This window comes from Methylobacterium gossipiicola (genome assembly GCF_900113485.1).
GTDB classification, from domain to species: Bacteria; Pseudomonadota; Alphaproteobacteria; order Rhizobiales; family Beijerinckiaceae; genus Methylobacterium; species Methylobacterium gossipiicola.
On the sequence record NZ_FOPM01000039.1, the window covers coordinates 1 to 20,259 of the forward strand.

16 protein-coding genes and 1 tRNA gene are annotated in these 20,259 nt (G+C 65.8%); 1 reads left to right on the top strand and 16 read right to left on the bottom strand.

Annotated elements, in window-relative coordinates:
- From BM249_RS21865 to BM249_RS20050, 10 genes are all read right to left on the bottom strand, one after another.
- Positions 1 to 95 (bottom strand): GTP-binding protein (locus BM249_RS21865; protein ID WP_131860583.1); only part of this gene is annotated, 95 nt, incomplete at its 3' end.
- A 69-nt stretch (positions 96 to 164) separates the two neighbouring features.
- The gene (fusA, locus tag BM249_RS20010; protein ID WP_091975288.1) at positions 165 to 2,240 is read right to left on the bottom strand and encodes an elongation factor G; all 2,076 of its coding nucleotides are present in this window, start codon (positions 2,238 to 2,240) and stop codon (positions 165 to 167) included.
- A gap of 30 nt (positions 2,241 to 2,270) precedes the next feature.
- Positions 2,271 to 2,741: a 30S ribosomal protein S7 gene (gene rpsG, locus BM249_RS20015; RefSeq protein WP_091975290.1), complete on the bottom strand. Its 471-nt coding sequence runs from the start codon at positions 2,739 to 2,741 to the stop codon at positions 2,271 to 2,273.
- A 100-nt stretch (positions 2,742 to 2,841) separates the two neighbouring features.
- Positions 2,842 to 3,213: a 30S ribosomal protein S12 gene (gene rpsL / locus BM249_RS20020; protein WP_018044234.1), complete on the bottom strand. Its 372-nt coding sequence runs from the start codon at positions 3,211 to 3,213 to the stop codon at positions 2,842 to 2,844.
- Between the two features lie 447 nt (positions 3,214 to 3,660).
- Complete coding sequence (gene rpoC, locus BM249_RS20025; protein WP_091975292.1) at positions 3,661 to 7,869, bottom strand: DNA-directed RNA polymerase subunit beta'; 4,209 nt, start codon at positions 7,867 to 7,869, stop codon at positions 3,661 to 3,663.
- 174 nt (positions 7,870 to 8,043) lie between these two features.
- Positions 8,044 to 12,171 (bottom strand): DNA-directed RNA polymerase subunit beta, encoded by a 4,128-nt coding sequence (rpoB, locus tag BM249_RS20030; RefSeq protein WP_091975294.1) that lies wholly within the window; start codon positions 12,169 to 12,171, stop codon positions 8,044 to 8,046.
- Between the two features lie 253 nt (positions 12,172 to 12,424).
- Positions 12,425 to 12,799 carry a 50S ribosomal protein L7/L12 gene (gene rplL / locus BM249_RS20035; RefSeq protein ID WP_091975296.1) on the bottom strand — a complete coding sequence of 125 codons (375 nt, stop codon included), beginning with the start codon at positions 12,797 to 12,799 and terminating at the stop codon, positions 12,425 to 12,427.
- A 57-nt stretch (positions 12,800 to 12,856) separates the two neighbouring features.
- A complete protein-coding gene (rplJ, locus tag BM249_RS20040) occupies positions 12,857 to 13,387 on the bottom strand; it encodes a 50S ribosomal protein L10 (protein ID WP_091975299.1) in 531 nt (176 codons plus the stop codon).
- A gap of 565 nt (positions 13,388 to 13,952) precedes the next feature.
- Positions 13,953 to 15,578: a B12-binding domain-containing radical SAM protein gene (locus tag BM249_RS20045; RefSeq protein ID WP_091975301.1), complete on the bottom strand. Its 1,626-nt coding sequence runs from the start codon at positions 15,576 to 15,578 to the stop codon at positions 13,953 to 13,955.
- Between the two features lie 121 nt (positions 15,579 to 15,699).
- Entirely contained in the window at positions 15,700 to 17,031 is a 1,332-nt protein-coding gene (locus BM249_RS20050; RefSeq protein WP_091975303.1) for an aminotransferase-like domain-containing protein, read from the bottom strand.
- A 156-nt stretch (positions 17,032 to 17,187) separates the two neighbouring features.
- Here BM249_RS20050 and BM249_RS20055 point away from each other — a divergent pair, with 156 nt between their 5' ends.
- Positions 17,188 to 17,352, top strand: a complete 165-nt coding sequence (locus BM249_RS20055; RefSeq protein WP_143103817.1) for a DUF1127 domain-containing protein — start codon at positions 17,188 to 17,190, stop codon at positions 17,350 to 17,352.
- Positions 17,353 to 17,417: 65 nt separating this feature from the next.
- On the opposite strand, the gene rplA is transcribed toward BM249_RS20055, so the two are convergent.
- The 6 genes from rplA to BM249_RS20085 all read right to left on the bottom strand — a co-directional run.
- Entirely contained in the window at positions 17,418 to 18,116 is a 699-nt protein-coding gene (gene rplA, locus BM249_RS20060) for a 50S ribosomal protein L1 (RefSeq protein ID WP_091975306.1), read from the bottom strand.
- Positions 18,117 to 18,128: 12 nt separating this feature from the next.
- On the bottom strand, positions 18,129 to 18,578 hold the full coding sequence (gene rplK / locus BM249_RS20065; RefSeq protein ID WP_091975308.1) for a 50S ribosomal protein L11: 450 nt from the start codon (positions 18,576 to 18,578) through the stop codon (positions 18,129 to 18,131).
- A 227-nt stretch (positions 18,579 to 18,805) separates the two neighbouring features.
- Complete coding sequence (gene nusG / locus BM249_RS20070) at positions 18,806 to 19,339, bottom strand: transcription termination/antitermination protein NusG (RefSeq protein WP_091975310.1); 534 nt, start codon at positions 19,337 to 19,339, stop codon at positions 18,806 to 18,808.
- A gap of 59 nt (positions 19,340 to 19,398) precedes the next feature.
- Positions 19,399 to 19,704, bottom strand: a complete 306-nt coding sequence (gene secE, locus BM249_RS20075; RefSeq protein WP_091975312.1) for a preprotein translocase subunit SecE — start codon at positions 19,702 to 19,704, stop codon at positions 19,399 to 19,401.
- 215 nt (positions 19,705 to 19,919) lie between these two features.
- Positions 19,920 to 19,996, bottom strand: a tRNA-Trp gene (locus BM249_RS20080).
- Positions 19,997 to 20,166: 170 nt separating this feature from the next.
- Positions 20,167 to 20,259 (bottom strand): EF-Tu C-terminal domain-related protein (locus BM249_RS20085; RefSeq protein ID WP_483127893.1); only part of this gene is annotated, 93 nt, incomplete at its 5' end.

Here is a 20,259-nt window from a genome sequence, read left to right on the forward strand (position 1 = left end):
ATCGCCGCCGTCAGAGACGTCTTGCCGTGATCGACGTGACCGATCGTGCCGATGTTGCAGTGCGGCTTCGTACGCGAAAATTTCTCTTTGGCCATGATAGCCTCCGTGTGATCTGATGTTGCGTCTGAAGGGTGCGGGAGGCGCCCCCGAGGGCGCCACCGACTTTAGGCGTACTTGGCGACGACCTTCTCGGCCTCGCCGCGCGGCACCTCTTCGTAATGGTCGAACTGCATCGTGAAGTTGGCGCGGCCCTGCGAGAAGGACCGGAGTTGGTTCACGTAGCCGAACATGTTGGCGAGCGGCACCATCGCGTTGATGACGTTCGCGTTGCCGCGCATGTCCTGGCCCTGGATCTGGCCGCGGCGGGAATTCAGGTCGCCGATCACCGAACCGGTATACTCTTCCGGCGAGACCACCTCGACCTTCATCACCGGTTCGAGCAGCACCGATCCACCCTTTTGCAGGGCTTCACGGAGGGCTGCGCGCGACGCGATTTCGAAGGCCAGGGCCGACGAGTCCACGTCGTGGTAGGCACCGTCGATGAGCTCGACCTTGATGTCCACGACGGGGAAGCCCGCCAGGATACCGGCGCCGAGCACCGAGTTGAGGCCCTTCTCCACGCCCGGGATGTACTCCTTGGGCACCGCGCCGCCGATGATCTTCGAGGCGAACTCGAAGCCCTTGCCAGGCTCGTTCGGCTCGACGACGAACTTCACCCGGGCGAACTGACCGGTACCACCGGTCTGCTTCTTGTGGGTGTAGTCGATCTCGGTGCGCTTCGTGAGCTTCTCACGGTACGCCACCTGCGGCTGGCCGATATTCGCGTCGACCATGTAGGTGCGGCGCAGGATGTCGACCTTGATGTCGAGGTGGAGCTCGCCCATCCCGCGAAGGATGGTCTGGCCAGACTCCTGATCCGTCGAGACACGGAACGACGGATCCTCAGCGGCGAGCTTGGCGAGAGCGATGCCGAGCTTCTCCTGATCGGCCTTCGACTTCGGCTCGACGGCGATCTCGATGACGGGCTCGGGGAACTCCATCTTCTCGAGGATCACGGCCTTGCTGGGATCGCAGAGCGTGTCGCCCGTGCGGGTATCCTTGAGGCCGGCCAGGGCGACGATGTCGCCCGTGAAGGCTTCCTTGACGTCCTCACGGTTGTTGGCGTGCATGAGAAGCATGCGGCCGACGCGCTCTTTCTTGTCGCGCGAGGAGTTGAGCACGTTGGCGCCCGACTCGATCTTGCCTGAGTACACACGGCAGAAGGTGATCGTGCCGACGTGCGGATCGTCCATGATCTTGAAGGCGAGCATGGAGAATGGCTCGGCGTCGGTGGGACGACGAACGGTCTCTTCCTCGGTCTTGAAGTCGATGCCCTTGATCTCGCCGCGATCAGCGGGGGACGGCAGGTAATCGACGACGGCGTCGAGCAGGGGCTGCACGCCCTTATTCTTGAAGGCCGAACCGCAGAGCACGGGGTGGAAGGCACGGCGCTGCACGGCCGTGCGGATGAGACGATGCATCGTCGCGGCGTCGGGCTCGACACCGTCGAGGTAGGCCGACATGGCATCGTCATCCATCTCGACGCAGGCCTCGACGAGCTTGACGCGGTACTCCGCGGCCTGATCGGCGAGGTCGGCCGGGATCTCGACTTCCGAGAACTCTGCGCCGAGCTTCTCCGAACCCCAGACGATGGCCTTCATCTTGATCAGGTCGATGACACCCTTGAAGGTGTTCTCGGCGCCGATCGGCAGCTGCAGGCAGACGGGCTTGCCGGCGACGCGATCGATGATGTCGGCGACGCACTTGAAGAAGTCGGCGCCGATCTTGTCCATCTTGTTGACGAACACGACGCGCGGCACGTCGTACTTGTCGGCCTGACGCCACACGGTCTCGGTCTGGGGCTCGACGCCTTGGTTGCCGTCGAGGACGCACACGGCCCCGTCCAGCACGCGCAGGGAGCGCTCGACCTCGATGGTGAAGTCGACGTGGCCGGGGGTGTCGATGATGTTCAGGCGCTTGTCGCGCCAGAAACACGTCGTGGCGGCGGAGGTGATCGTGATGCCACGCTCCTGCTCCTGCGTCATCCAGTCCATGGTCGCGGCGCCGTCATGGACTTCGCCGATCTTATGGGATTTGCCGGTGTAGTACAGGATCCGCTCGGTGGTCGTGGTCTTGCCGGCATCGATGTGAGCCATGATGCCGAAGTTGCGGTAGTCCTCGATCGCATGCGTGCGGGGCATCGGATTACTCCTGAAAGGGTCCGGGTCCGCTTACCAGCGGTAGTGCGAGAAGGCGCGGTTGGCTTCCGCCATCCGGTGGGTGTCTTCCCGCTTCTTCACGGCGTTTCCGCGGTTGTTGGCGGCATCGAGGAGTTCGGCCGAGAGGCGCTCGACCATGGTGCGGTCGTTGCGGCCACGGGCGGCCTGGATCAGCCAACGGATGGCCAGCGCCTGGCGGCGCTCCGCGCGCACCTCGACGGGGACCTGGTAGGTCGCGCCACCGACGCGACGGGAGCGAACCTCGATGGCCGGAGCCACGTTCTCGAGGGCAGCCCGGAACACTTCGATGGGGTTGGCGCGGGCGCGGTTCTCGACGATGTCGAACGCACCGTAGACGATGCCCTCGGCGATGGACTTCTTGCCCTCGTACATGATCGAATTCATGAACTTGGTCAGGACCACGTCGCCGTACTTGGCGTCGGGAATGATTTCGCGCTTCTCGGCAGAATGGCGGCGGGACATCGCTCGCTCCGTATCGGTCTAAGGTCTTGAAACCACCCCACGCAGGCCACCTTGAATTCCTGTCAGAACCGGCGGCATCCTTGCGGGGTGCGCGAAAATCTTACTTCGGACGCTTGGCGCCGTACTTCGAACGGCGCTGCTTGCGGCCCTTGACGCCCTGCGTGTCGAGCACGCCGCGCAGGATGTGGTAACGCACACCCGGAAGATCCTTCACGCGGCCGCCGCGGATCATCACCACGGAGTGCTCCTGAAGGTTGTGACCCTCGCCCGGGATGTAGCCGATGACCTCGAAGCCATTGGTCAGACGAACCTTGGCGACCTTACGGAGCGCGGAGTTCGGCTTCTTCGGGGTCGTCGTGTAGACGCGGGTGCAGACGCCACGCTTCTGCGGGCAGGCGTCGAGCGCCGGCACCTTGTTGCGGCTCTTCTGCGCCTTGCGCGGCTGAGCGATCAGCTGGTTGATCGTCGGCATGCCAATCCTCTCGAAACGCGTCGCCAGCGGCGACCGTCGAAATCCAAATCTCGTTTGGCCGGCCCCGTCATCGCATCGTCGATGCGATGAAACGCAAAACCGCGCCCCAGGCTGAGTTCAGCCTTTGGCGCGTCGTTGCAAGCAGAGGATCACCTGCCTAAGAGCAAGCGGTCATGCCGGGCTGACACGTGTTCGTCTGTTGAAGTCGGATGCGTTTAGGCAGCTTGGATCCGAGCGAGTCGCTCCTGGATCAGATGCTGCCTACGGCCAGCCGTTCAATGAGGGCCTGATAGAGGGGGTTTCGGTCCCCGTCAAGTCATAGCCTACCGAAGCGTGAAGGAATCTTCGGCGGTGTGATCTCGAGCCCGACCGGATCTGGGTCGGACAGCGGTCACAAAAAGGGGCCGCCCTTGGGCGACCCCTTCGGTTGTGAATGTGTGATGCTGCTTATTCGGCGGCGGGCGGCAGCTCTGACAGGGGCGTCGCTCCACTCTCGGCGGCCTTCTGCTGCAGGATCATGGCATCGCGACGGCGGGCCACGGCGCGGATGTCGGCGGCCATGGAGCCCGTGCCCGCCGGAATGAGCGAGCCGACGATGACGTTTTCCTTCAGACCTTCGAGGTGGTCGATCTTCCCGTTGACCGCCGCTTCCGTGAGGACGCGGGTGGTCTCCTGGAACGAGGCCGCCGAGATGAACGACTTCGTCTGCAGCGACGCCTTGGTGATGCCGAGCAGCACCGGGACGCCGACCACGGGGCGCTTGCCCTCGGCCAAGAGCTTCTCGTTCACGTCCGCGAGCTCGGTCCGGTCGATTTGGTCACCCGTGAGGATGTCCGAATCACCGCCGTCGGTGATCTCGACCTTCTGCAGCATCTGCCGGACGATGACCTCGATGTGCTTGTCGTTGATGGCCACGCCCTGGAGCCGGTAGACCTCCTGGATCTCGTTGACGAGGTAAGCGGCGAGCTCCTCCACGCCCTTGATCGCCAGGATGTCGTGCGGTGCCGGGTTGCCGTCGACGATGTAGTCGCCGAGTTCCACCACGTCCCCGTCCTGCAGATGGATGTGCTTGCCCTTGGGGATGAGGTACTCGACCGCCTCCGAGCCGTCGTGGGGCGTCAGGGTCAGGCGACGCTTGTTCTTGTAGTCGCGCCCGAACTGGATGGTGCCGGACTTCTCCGCGATGATCGCCGCATCCTTCGGCCGACGGGCCTCGAACAGCTCCGCCACCCGCGGCAGACCGCCGGTGATGTCGCGGGTCTTGGCCGAATCCGTTGAGACACGGGCCAGGATGTCGCCGGCCTTCACTCGGGCGCCCGGGTCGTAGCCGATGATGGCGTCGACGGGCAGGAAGTAGCGGGCGTCGGAACCGCGCGGCAGCTTCATGGGCTTGCCGTCGGAATCCAGCACCAGCATCGCCGGCTTGAGGTCGGCGGTGCGGGCGGTGCCGCGCCAGTCGATGACCACGCGCTTGGCGATACCCGTCGATTCGTCGGTGGTCTCCGTGATGGATTGACCGTCGATGAGGTCCTCGTAGGCCACGACGCCGTCCGTTTCGGTGATGATCGGGCGGGTGTAGGGGTCCCATTCTGCGATGCGCTGGCCGCGCTTGACCTTGTCGCCCTCGTCCACCCGCAGCTTCGCACCGTATTGCAGGCGGTGCACCGCACGCTCGGTGTTGTCTGTGCCGACGATGACGACGGCGACGTTGCGGCCCGTGGCGATGAGGTCACCGTCCGTGTTCCGGGCGAGCGCCCGATTGCGGATCTTGATGGTGCCTTCGAAGCTCGACTCGATGAAGGACGAATCGGCGATCTGCGCGGCGCCGCCGATGTGGAAGGTACGCATGGTGAGCTGGGTGCCCGGCTCGCCGATGGACTGCGCCGCGATGACGCCGACGGCTTCGCCCATGTTCACGGGTGTGCCGCGGGCGAGGTCGCGTCCGTAGCAGGTGGCGCAGACGCCGCTCTTGGTCTGGCACACCAGCACCGAGCGGATCTTCACCTCCTGGATGCCCGCCGCCTGGATGGCCGGCAGGTGCTTCTCTTCGATGGTCTCGTTGGTCTTGACGATGACCGTACCATCTTGGGCAATGAGATCCTCCGCCGTGGCGCGGCCGAGGATTCGGATGGACAGCGGCGCCACGACCTGGCCCGCATCCACGATGGCGCGCATGCGGATGCCGGAGGTCGAGCCGCAATCCACTTCCCGGATCACCGCGTCCTGCGCCACGTCGACGAGGCGGCGGGTGAGGTAGCCCGAGTTGGCGGTCTTCAACGCGGTGTCCGCGAGGCCCTTACGGGCGCCGTGGGTCGAGTTGAAGTACTCGAGCACGTCGAGACCTTCCTTGAAGTTCGAGATGATCGGCGTCTCGATGATCTCGCCCGAGGGCTTGGCCATGAGGCCGCGCATGGCGGCGAGCTGCTTCATCTGCGCCGGCGAACCACGGGCGCCGGAGTGGCTCATCATGTAGATCGAGTTGATCTGCTTGTCGGCGCCGTGCTCGTCCTTCTGCACAGTGGAGATGCGCAGCATCATCTCGGCGGCGAGCTTGTCCGAGCACTTGGCCCAGGCATCCACCACCTTGTTGTACTTCTCGCCCTGCGTGATTAGGCCGTCGTTGTACTGCTGCTCGTAGTCTTTCACCAGGGCGCGGGTGTCGTCCACGATGGGCCACTTGTTGTCCGGCACGACCATGTCGTCCTTGCCGAACGAGATGCCGGCCTTGAAGGCGTGGTTGAAGCCGAGCGCCATGATGCGATCACAGAAGATCACCGACTCCTTCTGACCGCAGTGGCGGTAGACGGTGTCGATCATTCCCGAGATCTCCTTCTTGGTCATCAGCTTGTTGACGACGTCGAAGGGGACGTTCTTGTGCAGCGGCAGGGCGCCGGACAGGATCACGCGGCCCGGGGTGGTGTCGTAGATCTTCGTCAGGGGCTCGCCGTCCGGACCGATGCCGGTCCAGCGCCAGCGGATCTTCGAGTGCAGCTTCACGGTCTTGGCCGCCAGCGCGTGCTCGAGTTCACCGATATTGCCGAAGACGCCCTGCATCGGGTTGGTCTTGCTCGTCGGGTCGAACGCGCCGACGGCGCCCTCGGCGACGATGGAGAGGTAGTATAGGCCGAGCACGATGTCTTGGCTCGGCACGATGATCGGCAGGCCGTTCGCCGGGTGCAGGATGTTGTTCGTCGACATCATCAGCACGCGCGCTTCCAGCTGCGCCTCGAGCGACAGCGGGACGTGCACGGCCATCTGATCGCCGTCGAAGTCGGCGTTGAACGCGGCGCAGACCAGCGGGTGCAGCTGGATCGCCTTACCCTCGATGAGCTTGGGCTCGAACGCCTGGATGCCGAGGCGGTGCAGCGTCGGCGCGCGGTTGAGCATCACCGGGTGCTCGCGGATCACCTCGTCGAGGATGTCCCAGACTTCCGGCTTCTCCTTCTCGACGAGCTTCTTGGCCTGCTTCACCGTGGCGGAGAAGCCTTTGGCGTCGAGGCGCGCGTAGATGAACGGTTTGAACAGCTCCAGGGCCATCTTCTTCGGCAGGCCGCACTGGTGGAGCTTCAACTCCGGACCCACCACGATGACCGAGCGGCCCGAGTAATCGACGCGCTTGCCGAGCAGGTTCTGACGGAAGCGGCCCTGCTTGCCCTTCAGCATGTCGGCGAGGGACTTCAGCGGGCGCTTGTTGGCACCCGTGATGACGCGGCCGCGACGGCCGTTGTCGAACAGCGCATCCACCGCCTCCTGAAGCATGCGCTTCTCGTTGCGGATGATGATGTCCGGCGCGCGCAGCTCGATCAGCCGCTTGAGGCGGTTGTTGCGGTTGATGACGCGGCGATAGAGGTCGTTGAGATCGGACGTCGCGAAGCGGCCGCCGTCGAGGGGGACCAGCGGACGCAGGTCCGGCGGGATCACCGGCACGACGGTGAGGATCATCCACTCGGGCTTGTTGCCCGACATCTGGAACGCCTCGATGATCTTCAGGCGCTTGAGCAGCTTCTTCGGCTTCAGCTCGGAGGTCGTGGTGGCGATCTCCTCGCGCAGCGAATCGGCGATGCCGTCGAGGTCGAGTTCCTGGAGTATCCGGCGGATGGCCTCGGCGCCGATCATGGCGGTGAAGCTGTCCTCGCCGTACTCCTCCTGGGCGCGCAGGTACTCTTCCTCCGAGAGGAGTTGACGCTCCTTCAGGGGGGTAAGGCCCGGCTCGATGGTGACGTAGGACTCGAAGTAGAGGATCCGCTCGAGGTCCTTGAGGGCCATGTCGAGCAGTAGGCCGATGCGAGAGGGCAGCGACTTCAGGAACCAGATGTGGGCGACGGGGGCGGCGAGCTCGATGTGGCCCATGCGGTCGCGCCGCACGCGCGCGAGGGTGACCTCGACGCCGCACTTCTCACAGATGACGCCCTTGTACTTCATGCGCTTGTACTTGCCGCACAAGCACTCGTAATCCTTGATCGGTCCGAAGATGCGGGCGCAGAACAGGCCGTCGCGCTCGGGCTTGAACGTGCGGTAGTTGATCGTCTCGGGCTTCTTGATCTCGCCGAAAGACCACGAGAGGATCTTTTCCGGCGACGAGATCGAGATCTTGATCTGGTCGAAGCTCTGGGGCTGAGCCTGTTGGTTGAAAAGATTCATGACCTCTTGGTTCATGGATCAACTCCTGCTGACGGGGCGCGCCCTCCGCCGAGGGGCTACCGCGTGCTGTAAACTTGTCGGCGCTGCGACCGTCTCGGTCGCCGCTGGCCGTTCGCCGTCCGGGAGGCGCTTCCCCTCCCCACTCGAACCGCGCCGGCGGGAGGCCGGCGCGGGAGCGTGTCGCGGTGGTTACTCGGCCGCCTCGGCCGGCGGCTCGATCTGGTCGTTGGCGGTGGCCGTCTTCGAGGAGGTGAGCTCGACGTTGAGGCCGAGCGACCGCATTTCCTTGACGAGCACGTTGAACGACTCGGGGATGCCCGCCTCGAAGGTGTCGTCGCCGCGCACGATGGCCTCGTACACCTTGGTGCGGCCGGCGACGTCGTCCGACTTCACCGTCAGCATCTCCTGCAAGGTGTAGGCGGCGCCGTAGGCTTCGAGGGCCCAGACCTCCATCTCGCCGAAGCGCTGACCGCCGAACTGCGCCTTGCCGCCCAGGGGCTGCTGGGTGACCAGGGAGTACGGGCCGATCGAGCGGGCGTGGATCTTGTCGTCCACGAGGTGGTGCAGCTTCAGCATGTAGATGTAGCCCATGGTGACCTTGCGGTCGAAGGCTTCACCCGTGCGGCCGTCATAGAGGGTCGACTGGGCCGACCGGTCGAGACCGGCCATTTCCAGCATCTGCTCGATGTCGGCTTCCTTGGCGCCGTTGAACACCGGGGTGGCCATCGGCACGCCGCGGCGCACGTTGTTGGCGGCCTCCGCCACGTCCTCGTCCGACAGGCCTTCAAGTTCGGAGGGCGAGTAGATGGCCGACATCTCCGCCTTGAGGGGCGCGATGTCGTTGGTGCGTAGATAGGCGTCCACCGCCTGGCTGACCTTGCGGCCGAGACCGGCCGCCGCCCAGCCGAGGTGGGTCTCGAGGATCTGACCGACGTTCATGCGCGAGGGCACGCCGAGCGGGTTCAGGACGATGTCGGCATGCGTCCCGTCCTCGAGGAAAGGCATGTCCTCGATGGGCACGATGCGGGACACGACACCCTTGTTGCCATGGCGCCCGGCCATCTTGTCGCCCGGCTGAATCTTGCGCTTCACCGCGACGAAGACCTTGACCATCTTCATCACGCCGGGGGGCAGCTCGTCGCCGCGCTGCAGCTTTTCGACCTTGTCGAGGAAGCGCTGCTCGAGGCGCTTCTTCGACTCGTCGTACTGCTTCTGCATCGCTTCCATCTCGCTCATGAGACGGTCGTCGATGACGGCGAACTGCCACCATTGCGAACGCGGGTACTCGCTGAGGAGCTCGCGGTTCAGCGTGGTCTCCTTCTTGAAGCCCTTCGGACCGGCGATGGGGGCTTGGCCGATGAGGACGGTGGCCAGACGCGCATAGGTGTTGCGGTCGAGGATCGCCTGCTCGTCGTCGCGGTCCTTGGCGAGGCGTTCGATCTCCTCGCGCTCGATGGCCTGGGCGCGCTCGTCCTTGTCGACGCCGTGGCGGTTGAACACGCGCACTTCGACGATGGTGCCGGTCACGCCCGGGGGAACCCGCAGCGAGGTGTCGCGCACGTCGGACGCCTTCTCACCGAAGATGGCGCGCAGGAGCTTTTCCTCCGGCGTCATCGGGCTCTCGCCCTTCGGGGTGATCTTGCCGCACAGGATGTCGCCCGCGTGGACCTCGGCACCGATATAGACGATGCCGGCCTCGTCGAGGTTCTTGAGCGCCTCTTCCGACACGTTGGGGATGTCGCGGGTGATTTCTTCCGGTCCGAGCTTGGTGTCTCGAGCCATCACCTCGAATTCCTCGATGTGAATCGAGGTGAACACGTCATCCTTCACAATCCGCTCGGAGAGCAGGATCGAGTCCTCGAAGTTGTAGCCGTTCCACGGCATGAACGCGACGAGGACGTTGCGGCCGAGGGCCAACTCACCGAACTCCGTCGACGGACCGTCGGCGATGATCTCGCCCTTCTTCACGGCCTCGCCGACGCGCACCAGGGGCTTCTGCGTGATGCAGGTCGACTGGTTGGAGCGCTGGAACTTCTGCAGACGGTAGATGTCGACGCCGGGCTTGTTGGCGTCGGCTTCTTCCGTCGCCCGGATGACGATACGGGTGGCGTCCACCTGATCGACGATGCCCGTCCGGCGCGCCGCGATGGCGGCACCGGAGTCGCGGGCGACCACGGCTTCCATGCCCGTGCCGACGAAGGGCGCGTCGGCGCGAACCAGCGGCACCGCCTGGCGCTGCATGTTCGAGCCCATGAGGGCGCGGTTCGCGTCGTCGTTCTCGAGGAACGGGATGAGAGCGGCGGCGACCGAGACGAGCTGCTTCGGCGACACATCCATGAGGTCGACGCGGTCCGGCGGCACCACGATGACGTCGCCGGCACGACGACAGACCACGAGGTCTTCCGTGAGCTTGAAGGCTTCGTCCATCTGGGCGTTGGCCTGGGCGACGTAGTACTTCGCCTCCTCCATGGCGGAGAGGTAGGCGACCTCCTTCGTGACGATGCCGTCCTTCACCTTGCGGAAGGGGGTCTCGATGAAGCCGTACTTGTTCACGCGGGCGAAGGTCGCCAGCGAGTTGATGAGGCCGATGTTCGGGCCTTCCGGGGTTTCGATCGGGCAGATGCGGCCGTAATGGGTCGGGTGCACGTCGCGCACCTCGAAGCCGGCGCGCTCGCGGGTCAGACCGCCCGGGCCGAGCGCCGACAGGCGGCGCTTGTGGGTGACCTCCGAGAGCGGGTTGGTCTGATCCATGAACTGCGACAGCTGCGACGAGCCGAAGAACTCGCGCACCGCGGCCGCGGCCGGCTTCGCGTTGATGAGATCTTGCGGCATCACCGTGTCGATATCGACGGACGACATCCGCTCCTTGATGGCGCGCTCCATGCGCAGGAGGCCCAGGCGGTACTGGTTCTCCATGAGCTCGCCCACCGAGCGAACGCGGCGGTTGCCGAGGTGATCGATGTCGTCGATCTCACCCTTGCCGTCGCGCAGGTCCACCAGGGCTTTCACCACGGCGAGCATGTCCTCGCGGCGCAGGGTCCGCACGGTATCGGCGGCATCGAGGTCGAGGCGCATGTTCATCTTCACGCGGCCGACGGCCGAGAGATCGTAGCGCTCGGCGTCGAAGAACAGCGAGTGGAACATGGCTTCCGCCGTGTCGAGCGTCGGCGGCTCGCCGGGGCGCATGACCCGATAGATGTCGAACAGCGCGCCTTCGCGGGCGGAGTTCTTGTCCACCGCGAGGGTGTTGCGAATGTAGGGTCCGACGTTGATGTGGTCGATGTCGAGCACCGGCAACTCGGTGACGCCGACCTCTTCGAGGCTCTTGAGGAGCTTGTCGGAGATCTCGTCGCCGGCCTCGGCCCAGATCTCGCCCGTCTGAACGTTGACCAGATCCTCGGCGATGTACTGGCCGATGAGGTCCTCGTCCGTCGCCTTGAGGAACTGCACACCGCGCTCGGCGATCTGCCGAGCGTTGCGGGCGTTGAGCTTCTTGCCGGCTTCGAGGACGACTTCGCCGGACTCGGCGTCGATGAGGTCGACGGTGGCCTTGAAGCCCTTCAGGCGCTCGGCGTCGTAGGGCACGCGCCAGTCGGCGCCGTCACGATCGTACTGCACGCGGTTGTAGAAGGTCGACAGGATCTCCTCGCCGTCGAGTCCGAGGGCGAACAGCAGGGAGGTCACCGGCAGCTTGCGCTTGCGGTCGATGCGGACGTGGACGATGTCCTTGGCGTCGAACTCGACGTCGAGCCAGGAGCCACGATACGGGATGATGCGCGCGGCGAACAGGAGCTTGCCCGACGAGTGGGTCTTGCCCTTATCGTGGTCGAAGAACACGCCCGGTGAACGGTGCATCTGCGAGACGATCACGCGCTCGGTGCCGTTGACGATGAAGGTGCCGTTCTCCGTCATCAGGGGCATGTCGCCCATGTAGACGTCCTGCTCCTTGATGTCCTTGACCGACTTGGCGCCGGTATCGGGATCGACATCGAACACGATGAGGCGCAGCGTCACCTTGAGGGGCGCCGCGAAGGTGATGCCGCGCTGGCGGCACTCGTCGACGTCGTATTTCGGCTGCTCGAAGGTGTACTTCACGAATTCGAGGAGGGCGGTGGCCGAGAAGTCGGAGATCGGGAACACCGACTTGAACACGGTCTGCAGGCCTTCGTCGCCCCGCCCGCCTTCCGGCTCGTCCATCATCAGGAACTGGTCGTAGGACGCCTTCTGAACCTCGATGAGGTTCGGCATCTCGGCGACTTCCTTGATCTTGCCGAAGAATTTGCGAATGCGCTTGCGACCGACCAGCGTGTTGGCCATGGGTGACCTCGCTCCTACGTCCCGCGTACCGGATGCCCGGGGAAGGCGTATACCTCCCGCGACCAGGCGATGGACGCGCCCCGCCGGACGCCGTCCTCCCGAACTGAAAATCTCGTGGCCCGTCGCCGGGCCGGTCGTGTCGCCGGAAGCGACCTTAGCCCACGGGCGCGAACCCGCGGGCCTTCGGGGCCGTCAGGTCCCCGGGGGCACCTGACGGGAAGGGGTGGGCCTTCAGGCGGCCCACCGAAGTGTCTTACTTGAGCTCGATCTTGGCGCCAGCCTTCTCGAGCTGGGCCTTGAGCTTCTCGGCCTCTTCCTTGTTGACGGACTCCTTGACGGGCTTCGGGGCGCCCTCGACGAGATCCTTGGCTTCCTTGAGGCCGAGGCCGGTGATCGCGCGGACCTCCTTGATGACCTCGATCTTCTTGTCGCCGGCGGAGGCGAGCACGACCGTGAACTCGGTCTGCTCCTCGGCGGCGGCGGCCGGACCGGCGGCCGGACCAGCGGCGACGGCGACGGCGGCGGCAGCCGAGACGCCCCACTTCTCTTCGAGCATCTTGGCGAGGTCGGCGGCCTCGAGAACGGTCAGCGAGGACAGGTCGTCGACGAGCTTGGCGAGATCAGCCATGGTTGTATTCCTTCATAGATCGGTTTGAACGGATGGGTTGAAAAGGGCGATGCGGCGTCAGGCCGCTTCGTCCTTGGCCTCGTCCTTCGTGGCATAGGCTCCGAACACGCGGGCGAGCTTGGCCGCCGGTGCGTTGACGACCTGGGCGATCTTGGTCGCGGGAGCCTGGACAAGGCCCACGATCTTGGCGCGCAGTTCGTCGAGGGACGGGAGCGAGGCCAGGGCCTTCACACCGTCCGGGTTCAGGGCTGTCGTGCCCATGGCGCCGCCGAGGATCACGAGCTTGTCGTTGGCCTTGGCGAAGTCCACCGCAACCTTGGCGGCCGCGACCGGATCGCTTGAATAAGCGAGCAGGGTCGGACCCTTCAGGAGGGGCTTGATGGAGGCGACGTCCGTGCCATCGAGAGCGATGTTGGCGAGGCGGTTCTTGGTGACCTTCACGGTGGCACCGGCCAGCTTCATCTGCGAGCGCAGCTTCTGCATGTCGGCGACCGTCAGGCCCTTGTAGTGGGCCACGACGACGACGGACGTGCTTGCGAACACGCCGTTGAGCGTCGAGACGAGATCAGCTTTGGCTGTCCTGTCCACTGGGGCTCTCTCCGGTTGGCGGAACCCGAGAATGGGCCCGCCGGTTGCACATGCCGCCCGGGACGGAATTCGGCTCGAAGAAGCCGGAACGTCCTGGACGACGCTTCACGGCCCTGTCCCCTACCGCCCCCCGGAACGGGTGGACGACACGGGTGAGATGGTTCAAACCGATGCCTCTCACCCCTGAGCGAATCGCCCGGGAGCGCGAGGGTGTTGAATTCGGTCTTCCCCGTCTGTGCAGGCTGAGAGATTAAGCCGGTTACCCGGCGCCTGCAGTCTCGGACAGGACATGGCCGGACGAAGCCCAGAAGGGTTTTGGCCCCTCAAGGCCTTCCGGCCATATCACCTGGTCACCCAGGGATCTTTCACGTGGTCCACCAACCGAATGATCGATTCATGGCCCGCGTCTGAAAACGTTGAGCGCGGTCTATAGAGCCTTGCAAGCAGCCTGCCAAGGGCCCGCACACGATTATTCCGGTGCGGGCGTCGATTTCGCTTGACGTGGGGTGGGGCTTGCCGCGCCCCTCGCCCTGTGAAGTCCAGGCTGCGGAGGCGCGCGCGTTCCTCAGGTCGGCAGGAACTTGCGGGCGGCCTGCCACCACGGCGACCGCACGGTCTTGGCGGCATCGGCTTTCGCCGCATAGAACGAGGCGTTGTGCTCGCCGCGCAGGGCCTCGCGGGTGAAGCGGATGAGATGGTGGGCGACGAAGCCCATGTTGAACACCGCCTCGATCTGCCCGCGCTTCAAGGCGTGGCCCGCCGCGCGCCAGAATACGCCGCGATAATCCGACAGCACGCCGACCCGCAGGGCGATGTTGAAGCCGAGGATGAGGCCCCGGCGTAGGTTGGTCCGGGTGAGCTTGCCCTTCACCGGCGTCTTGATCCGGTGCGGATAGGTTCGCTCGACTTGGATGCGGAAGCGCTCGAACAGGTTGGCCGGCTCGTAGGCATGCGCGATGGCCCGGCGCCAGCTCGCCACCACCTCGTCGTGGGGGCGCTTGAACAGGACGTTGGATTCGAGGGCCGCGTCGTGGGTCAGGCGGCCCTCACGGGTGAGGCGGTCCCACAGGGGCGTCTTCGGCAGTGCCTGGAGCAGGTTCATGGTCAGCACCGGCACGGCGGACTTGTCGATGAAGTCAATGAGCTTCTGCTCGGAGCTGTCCGTATCGGTGTCGAGGCCGAGGATGATGCCCGAGGTCACCTCGAGGCCATAGCTGTTGAGGGTCTCGATGGCTTCGTACATGGGCACGGCGGCGTTGTGCTTCTTGTCGATGCCGGCGAGCGCATCCTCTTCCGGCGTCTCGATGCCGACGAACACCGTCATGAAATTGGCTTGGCGCATCAGCTCGAGGATGTCGGGCTGCTTGGCCATGTTCAGGGTCGCCTCGCAGGCGAACTGAAGCGGGTAGTTGTTCTTCTTCTGCCACGCCACGAGGTGGGGCAGCATGTCCTTCGTCGCCTTGCGGTTGCCGATGAAGTTGTCGTCGACGAAGTAGACCACCGCCGGGTGGCCGGGCTGCGAGATGATGGCGTCGAGTTCGCCGAGCATCTGTTCGGGCGACTTCAAGCGTGGCTGGCGACCGTAGAGCTGCGGGATGTCGCAGAACTCGCAACGATAGGGGCAGCCCGACGAGAATTGCAGGGAGCCGATGAGGTAGCGCTTGAGCGGAGCGGCCTCGTAGGCCGGCGCCGGGAAGTCGGAGAGCGGGAGACGCTCCTTGGTCTCCAGGCGCACCTGGCTCGCCGGGATCGACACGTCTCGGTCGAGGATCGTCACGAGTTCGTCGGTGGCGTCGCCGATCTCACCGATGTGGAGATAATCGAACTCGGGATACTGCTCGGGCGAGCCCGACACCGAGGGGCCACCGAGCACCGTGACTTTCCCGGCGGCGTGGGCCCTGGCGTAGATGTCTCGGATCTGCGGCGCCTGGATGTGCATGCCCGACACGAACACCGCGTCGGCCCAGGCGAAATCCTCCGCCCCGGCCCGCCGGATGTTCTCGTCAACGAACCGGTATTCCCACGCCTCCGGCATGTAGGCGGCGATGAGCAGAAGGCCCTGCGGCGGCATGAAGGCCTTGACGCCGCCCATCAACGGATAGGCGTGCGCGAACGTCCCGAAGGACGGGGTGTAGGCGGGAAAGACGCACAGGATGCGTCGCTTCGAGGAGACGGTGAGGGTGCATCGCATGACGCCGTATCTAGCACAGCCCCGCGCGAAGGCGTCCCCCTCGGCGCGGGTTTTCTCATGCCTGACCGTGGTTTCTCGCGCTCTTGCCGTTCGCCGCCTCACGGCCCTTTGAAGCGGGCGGCTACTCGACGGGGCTGTCGTCGCCGTCCCGGGCCAACTGGCGGAGGGTCGTCAGGGCGGGGGCGAGGGCGTCCAGGGGCGGCGAGGCCAGGGCGAGGCGCACGGCGTTGGGTGCGTGGCCGGCATGGACCGCGAAGGCGTTGGCCGGCGTGACGGCGATGCCGCGTCGGGCGGCGGCGGCCACGAAGGTCTCGGCCCGCCACGTCTCGGGCAGGGCGAGCCAGAGGTGATAGGCTTGCGGGTCGCCCCGTAGGGCGAGGTCGGCGAGGATATCGCGGGCGAGCGCCTGACGGGCGCGGGCATCCTCCCGCTTCGCCAGCCCGATCCGAGCCGCTTCGCCCGACTCCATGAGACGGCGTCCGACGGCGAAGGGCAGGCCCGTGGCGCCCCAACCGCCGGAACGGACGCACAGGGCGATCCGGTCGACGAGGAGCGGAGGCGCCGCGATGAAGCCGAGGGTGAAGCCGGGGGCGACCCGCTTCGACAGGCTGTCGACGAGGATCGTCCGCTCCGGGGCGAAGGCGGCCAGGGGCACGGCGTCGCTGAGGAAGCCGTAGATCGCATCCTCCACGGCGAAGAGCCCGTGGGCGTCGAGGCTTTCGGCGAGGGCCGCCCGGCGCTCCGGTCCCATGGTTATCCCGAGGGGATTGTGCAGGGAGGGCTGCAGATAGATCCCCCGCAGGGGCGCGGTGCGATGGGCCTGCGCCAGGGCGTCGGGGCACAGGCCCTCTCCGTCCAGGGCCAGCGGCACCAGGGTGATGCCGAGGCGAGCGGCGATCCCCTTCACCACCGGATAGGTCAGGGCCTCGACGCCGATCCGCTCGCCCGGCGGAGCCAGGGCCGCCAGGGCGGACGCGACGGCCTGACGGCCGTTGCCGGTGAACAGGAGGGGGTCGGCCCCCGGCGTCCAGCCCGGCCGCGCGAGGAACCGGGCCGCCACGGCGCGGGCATCGGGGTCGCCCGCCGCCGCCACTGGCGCGACGATGGATTTGATCCGATCGGATCGGAGCAAATCCTGAATCGTTCGCGATAGGCCATCGGTATGATCCGGGAGCACCGAGTAGATGCGTTCGAGATCGACGGCCGTCGCGGGTGGCTCGGCGAAAGCGAGGCGCGCCGCGCCGTCCTGGGGGCGAACATAGGTGCCGCGCCCGGTCTCGCCCGTCACGAGGCCGCGCCGAACCAACTCGGCATAGACCCGGCTCGCCGTGGAGACGGCGATCCCCTGCGCGTAGGCGAAGGACCGCTGGGGCGGCAGGCGCGTTCCCGGCGGCATCCGCCCGGTGGCGATGTCTTCGACCAAACCATCGGCCAGGACGCGGTAATCGGTCATGACGCCATCATGGGCGAATTGCTCTGAGAGCAATGTTTCGATTGATCCGAGGTATGATCGGATCAAGATCGCTTGGCAAGTCTTCTGGAGACGGCTTCGTCGGAACCTGCCATGCCATCCCCTGCCCTCAGCACATCGCCCGCTCCCTGTTTCCGCGTGGCTTCGACCCGCCTCGGCCCTGGCGCCCTCTTCCGGATCTGGATCGGCCGCTGGCGGCACCGCCGGGCCCTGGGGCGGCTACATCCCGAGCAGATGCGCGAGGTCGGGTTGAACCTGATGGAGGTGCAGCGGGAGGCTTGCCGGCCGTTCTGGCGGGCGTGAGACCAAACGAAAACGCCCGGCCGCGAGGCCGGGCGTTTCCAGACTGCCGTATGGGGATGCGGCCGTTAGGCCGGCAGCACCGTGGCCGGCTCGACCTTGACGCCCGGACCCATGGAGGAGGTCACGGCGACGCGCTGGACGTATTGACCCTTGGCGCCGGCGGGCTTCGCCTTGGCCACGGCGTCGGCGAACGCCTTGATGTTCTCGACGAGCTTGTCGGCATCGAACGAGACCTTGCCGATGCCGGCGTGAACGATGCCGGCCTTCTCGACGCGGAACTCCACCGAGCCGCCCTTGGCGCCGGCGACGGCGCCCTTGACGTCCATGGTGACGGTGCCGACCTTCGGGTTCGGCATCAGGCCGCGCGGGCCGAGCACCTTACCGAGACGGCCGACCAGCGGCATCAGGTCCGGGGTTGCGATGCAGCGATCGAACTCGATCTTGCCACTCTGGACGATCTCGAGGAGATCCTCGGCGCCGACGATGTCGGCCCCGGCTTCGCGGGCCTCGTCGGCCTTGGCGCCGCGGGCGAACACCGCCACCCGCACAGTCCGGCCGGAGCCGTTGGGCAGGTTGCAGACGCCGCGGACCATCTGGTCGGCGTGGCGCGGATCGACGCCGAGGTTCATCGAGATCTCGACGGTCTCGTCGAACTTGGCGCTGGCCTTCTCCTTCACGAGCTTAATCGCCTCGTCGATGGAGTAGAGCTTGAGCGCGTCGATGCCCTCGCGGGCGGCGCGGATGCGCTTTCCTTCGTGTGCCATGGTGCCCTCCCCTTAGGCGACGATGTCGAGACCCATGGCCCGCGCGGAGCCACGGATCATCGCGACGGCGGCATCCACCGAATCGCAGTTCAGGTCGGGCATCTTGCGCTCGGCGATCTCGCGAAGCTGCGCCTCGGTGACCTTGCCCACCGTCGGGCCCTTGCCCGGGGTCTTGGAGCCGGAAGCCGGCTTCTTGCCGATCTTCAGGCCGGCGGCCTTCTTCAGGAAGAAGGTGACCGGGGGCTGCTTCATTTCGAAGGTGAAGGAGCGATCCTGATAGGCCGTGATCACGACCGGAATCGGGGTGCCCTTCTCGATCTGAGAGGTCTTCGCGTTGAAGGCCTTGCAGAATTCCATGATGTTGAGGCCGCGCTGACCGAGCGCGGGGCCGATGGGCGGCGACGGATTCGCGGCGCCGGCCGGAACCTGAAGCTTCACGTAGCCCGTGATCTTCTTTGCCATAGGGACTGCTCCCAAAGAATGCCCGGCACCCGGCTGGCCTCAGCGCGGATGGAGCGGGCGGTTGCAGGTCGCGGTGCGGACCGTGAGCCCCGGCGGCGAACCGGGCGGGCCTTCCGCGTGTGGTGCCGATGGGGCCGAGGGCCGCCGACGGCGTTTTCACGGCGCGTACAGGACCCGCCGGAAAGCGAAGGATCAATCAAATTTGACTGATCGAAAATCGCGAGAAATCAGAGCTTCTCGACCTGGGCGTATTCGAGTTCCACCGGAGTGGCGCGGCCGAAGATCGACACGGCGACCTTGAGGCGCGAACGGCTCTCGTCGATTTCCTCGACGGTGCCGTTGAACGAGGCGAACGGGCCGTCCGACACCCGGACCGTCTCGCCGATCTCGAAGGACACGGAGGGCTTCGGACGGTCGACGCCCTCGGCCACCTGCCCCTTGATGCGCTCGGCCTCGGCGTCCGGAATCGGCACCGGCTTCGACTTGTCGGCGCCGAGGAAGCCCGTGACCTTGGGGGTGTTCTTGATGAGGTGGTAAACCTCGTCGGTAAGGTCGCACTTCACCAGGACGTAGCCGGGGAAGAACTTGCGCTCGGCATCGACCTTGCGGCCGCGACGGACCTCGACCACCTTTTCGGTCGGGACCATGACCTCGTCGAACAGCTCCATCAGGCCACGCTGGGCCGCCTGATCCTTGATGGACTGCGCGACCTTGTTCTCGAAGTTCGAGTAGGCGTGGACGATGTACCAGCGCTTCGACACGTTCTCACCAAATCCTGCAGTCGGTCGGCCGGTCGCGCGGGCGCGCCCGGGTCGATGAATTAGTTGGTCCCGACCCCGAGGATCAGGGTGACGAGGTAGCGCATGGCCTGATCGACCACCGTGAAGAACAGGCTCGCGACGACCACCATGATGAACACCATCACGGTGGTGACGACGGTCTCCTTGCGGGTCGGCCACGTGACCTTGCGGCCCTCGTCGCGCACCTGCCCCAGGAATTCCAGGGGGCCGACGCGCTTGGGTGCCGGCCGCGCGGGCGGCGTCGCCCTGGGCGATGCGGGCGTGGCGGCGCCGCGCTGCGGGGTGCGCGCGAGATCCGCTTTCTTCGAGGGTTCGTTCGATGCCATGGCGCCAACAACAGGGAGAACGGTCCGGGGAGCGGGAAAGCGCGGTGCGAAGGCTCGTGTTCGAACCCGCCCCGACAGCCCTCATCGATCTCGGAAGGCGACCGCTCTAGCGCAAGTCCCTGTGCTTGTCGACTGCACCGGGACGGGGCTGATGGGAAGACGGCCTGATCGAAATGGGGAACGCGACGTGAGCGGAACCTGGTGCAGCGGCCAAATGGCAGGAGTGGAGGGACTCGAACCCGCAACCTCCGGTTTTGGAGACCGGCGCTCTGACCAGTTGAGCTACACTCCTATGCGGGACGCGTTCATCGCCGCGACGTCGCTATAGACCGGCCCGCGCCGGGCCGCAATGGCAAACCGCACGGGTTCGGCGGGATTGTTGCCTCGAAAAAGCAAACGCCGCGGGACCGGAATCCCGCGGCGTCGAAGCGTGAGGGAGGGCGGCGAGGCCGCCCGCCCGGATTACTCGTTGATGGCGGCGACGACGCCGGCGCCGACGGTACGGCCGCCTTCACGGATGGCGAAGCGGAGCTTCTCTTCCATGGCGACGGGGAC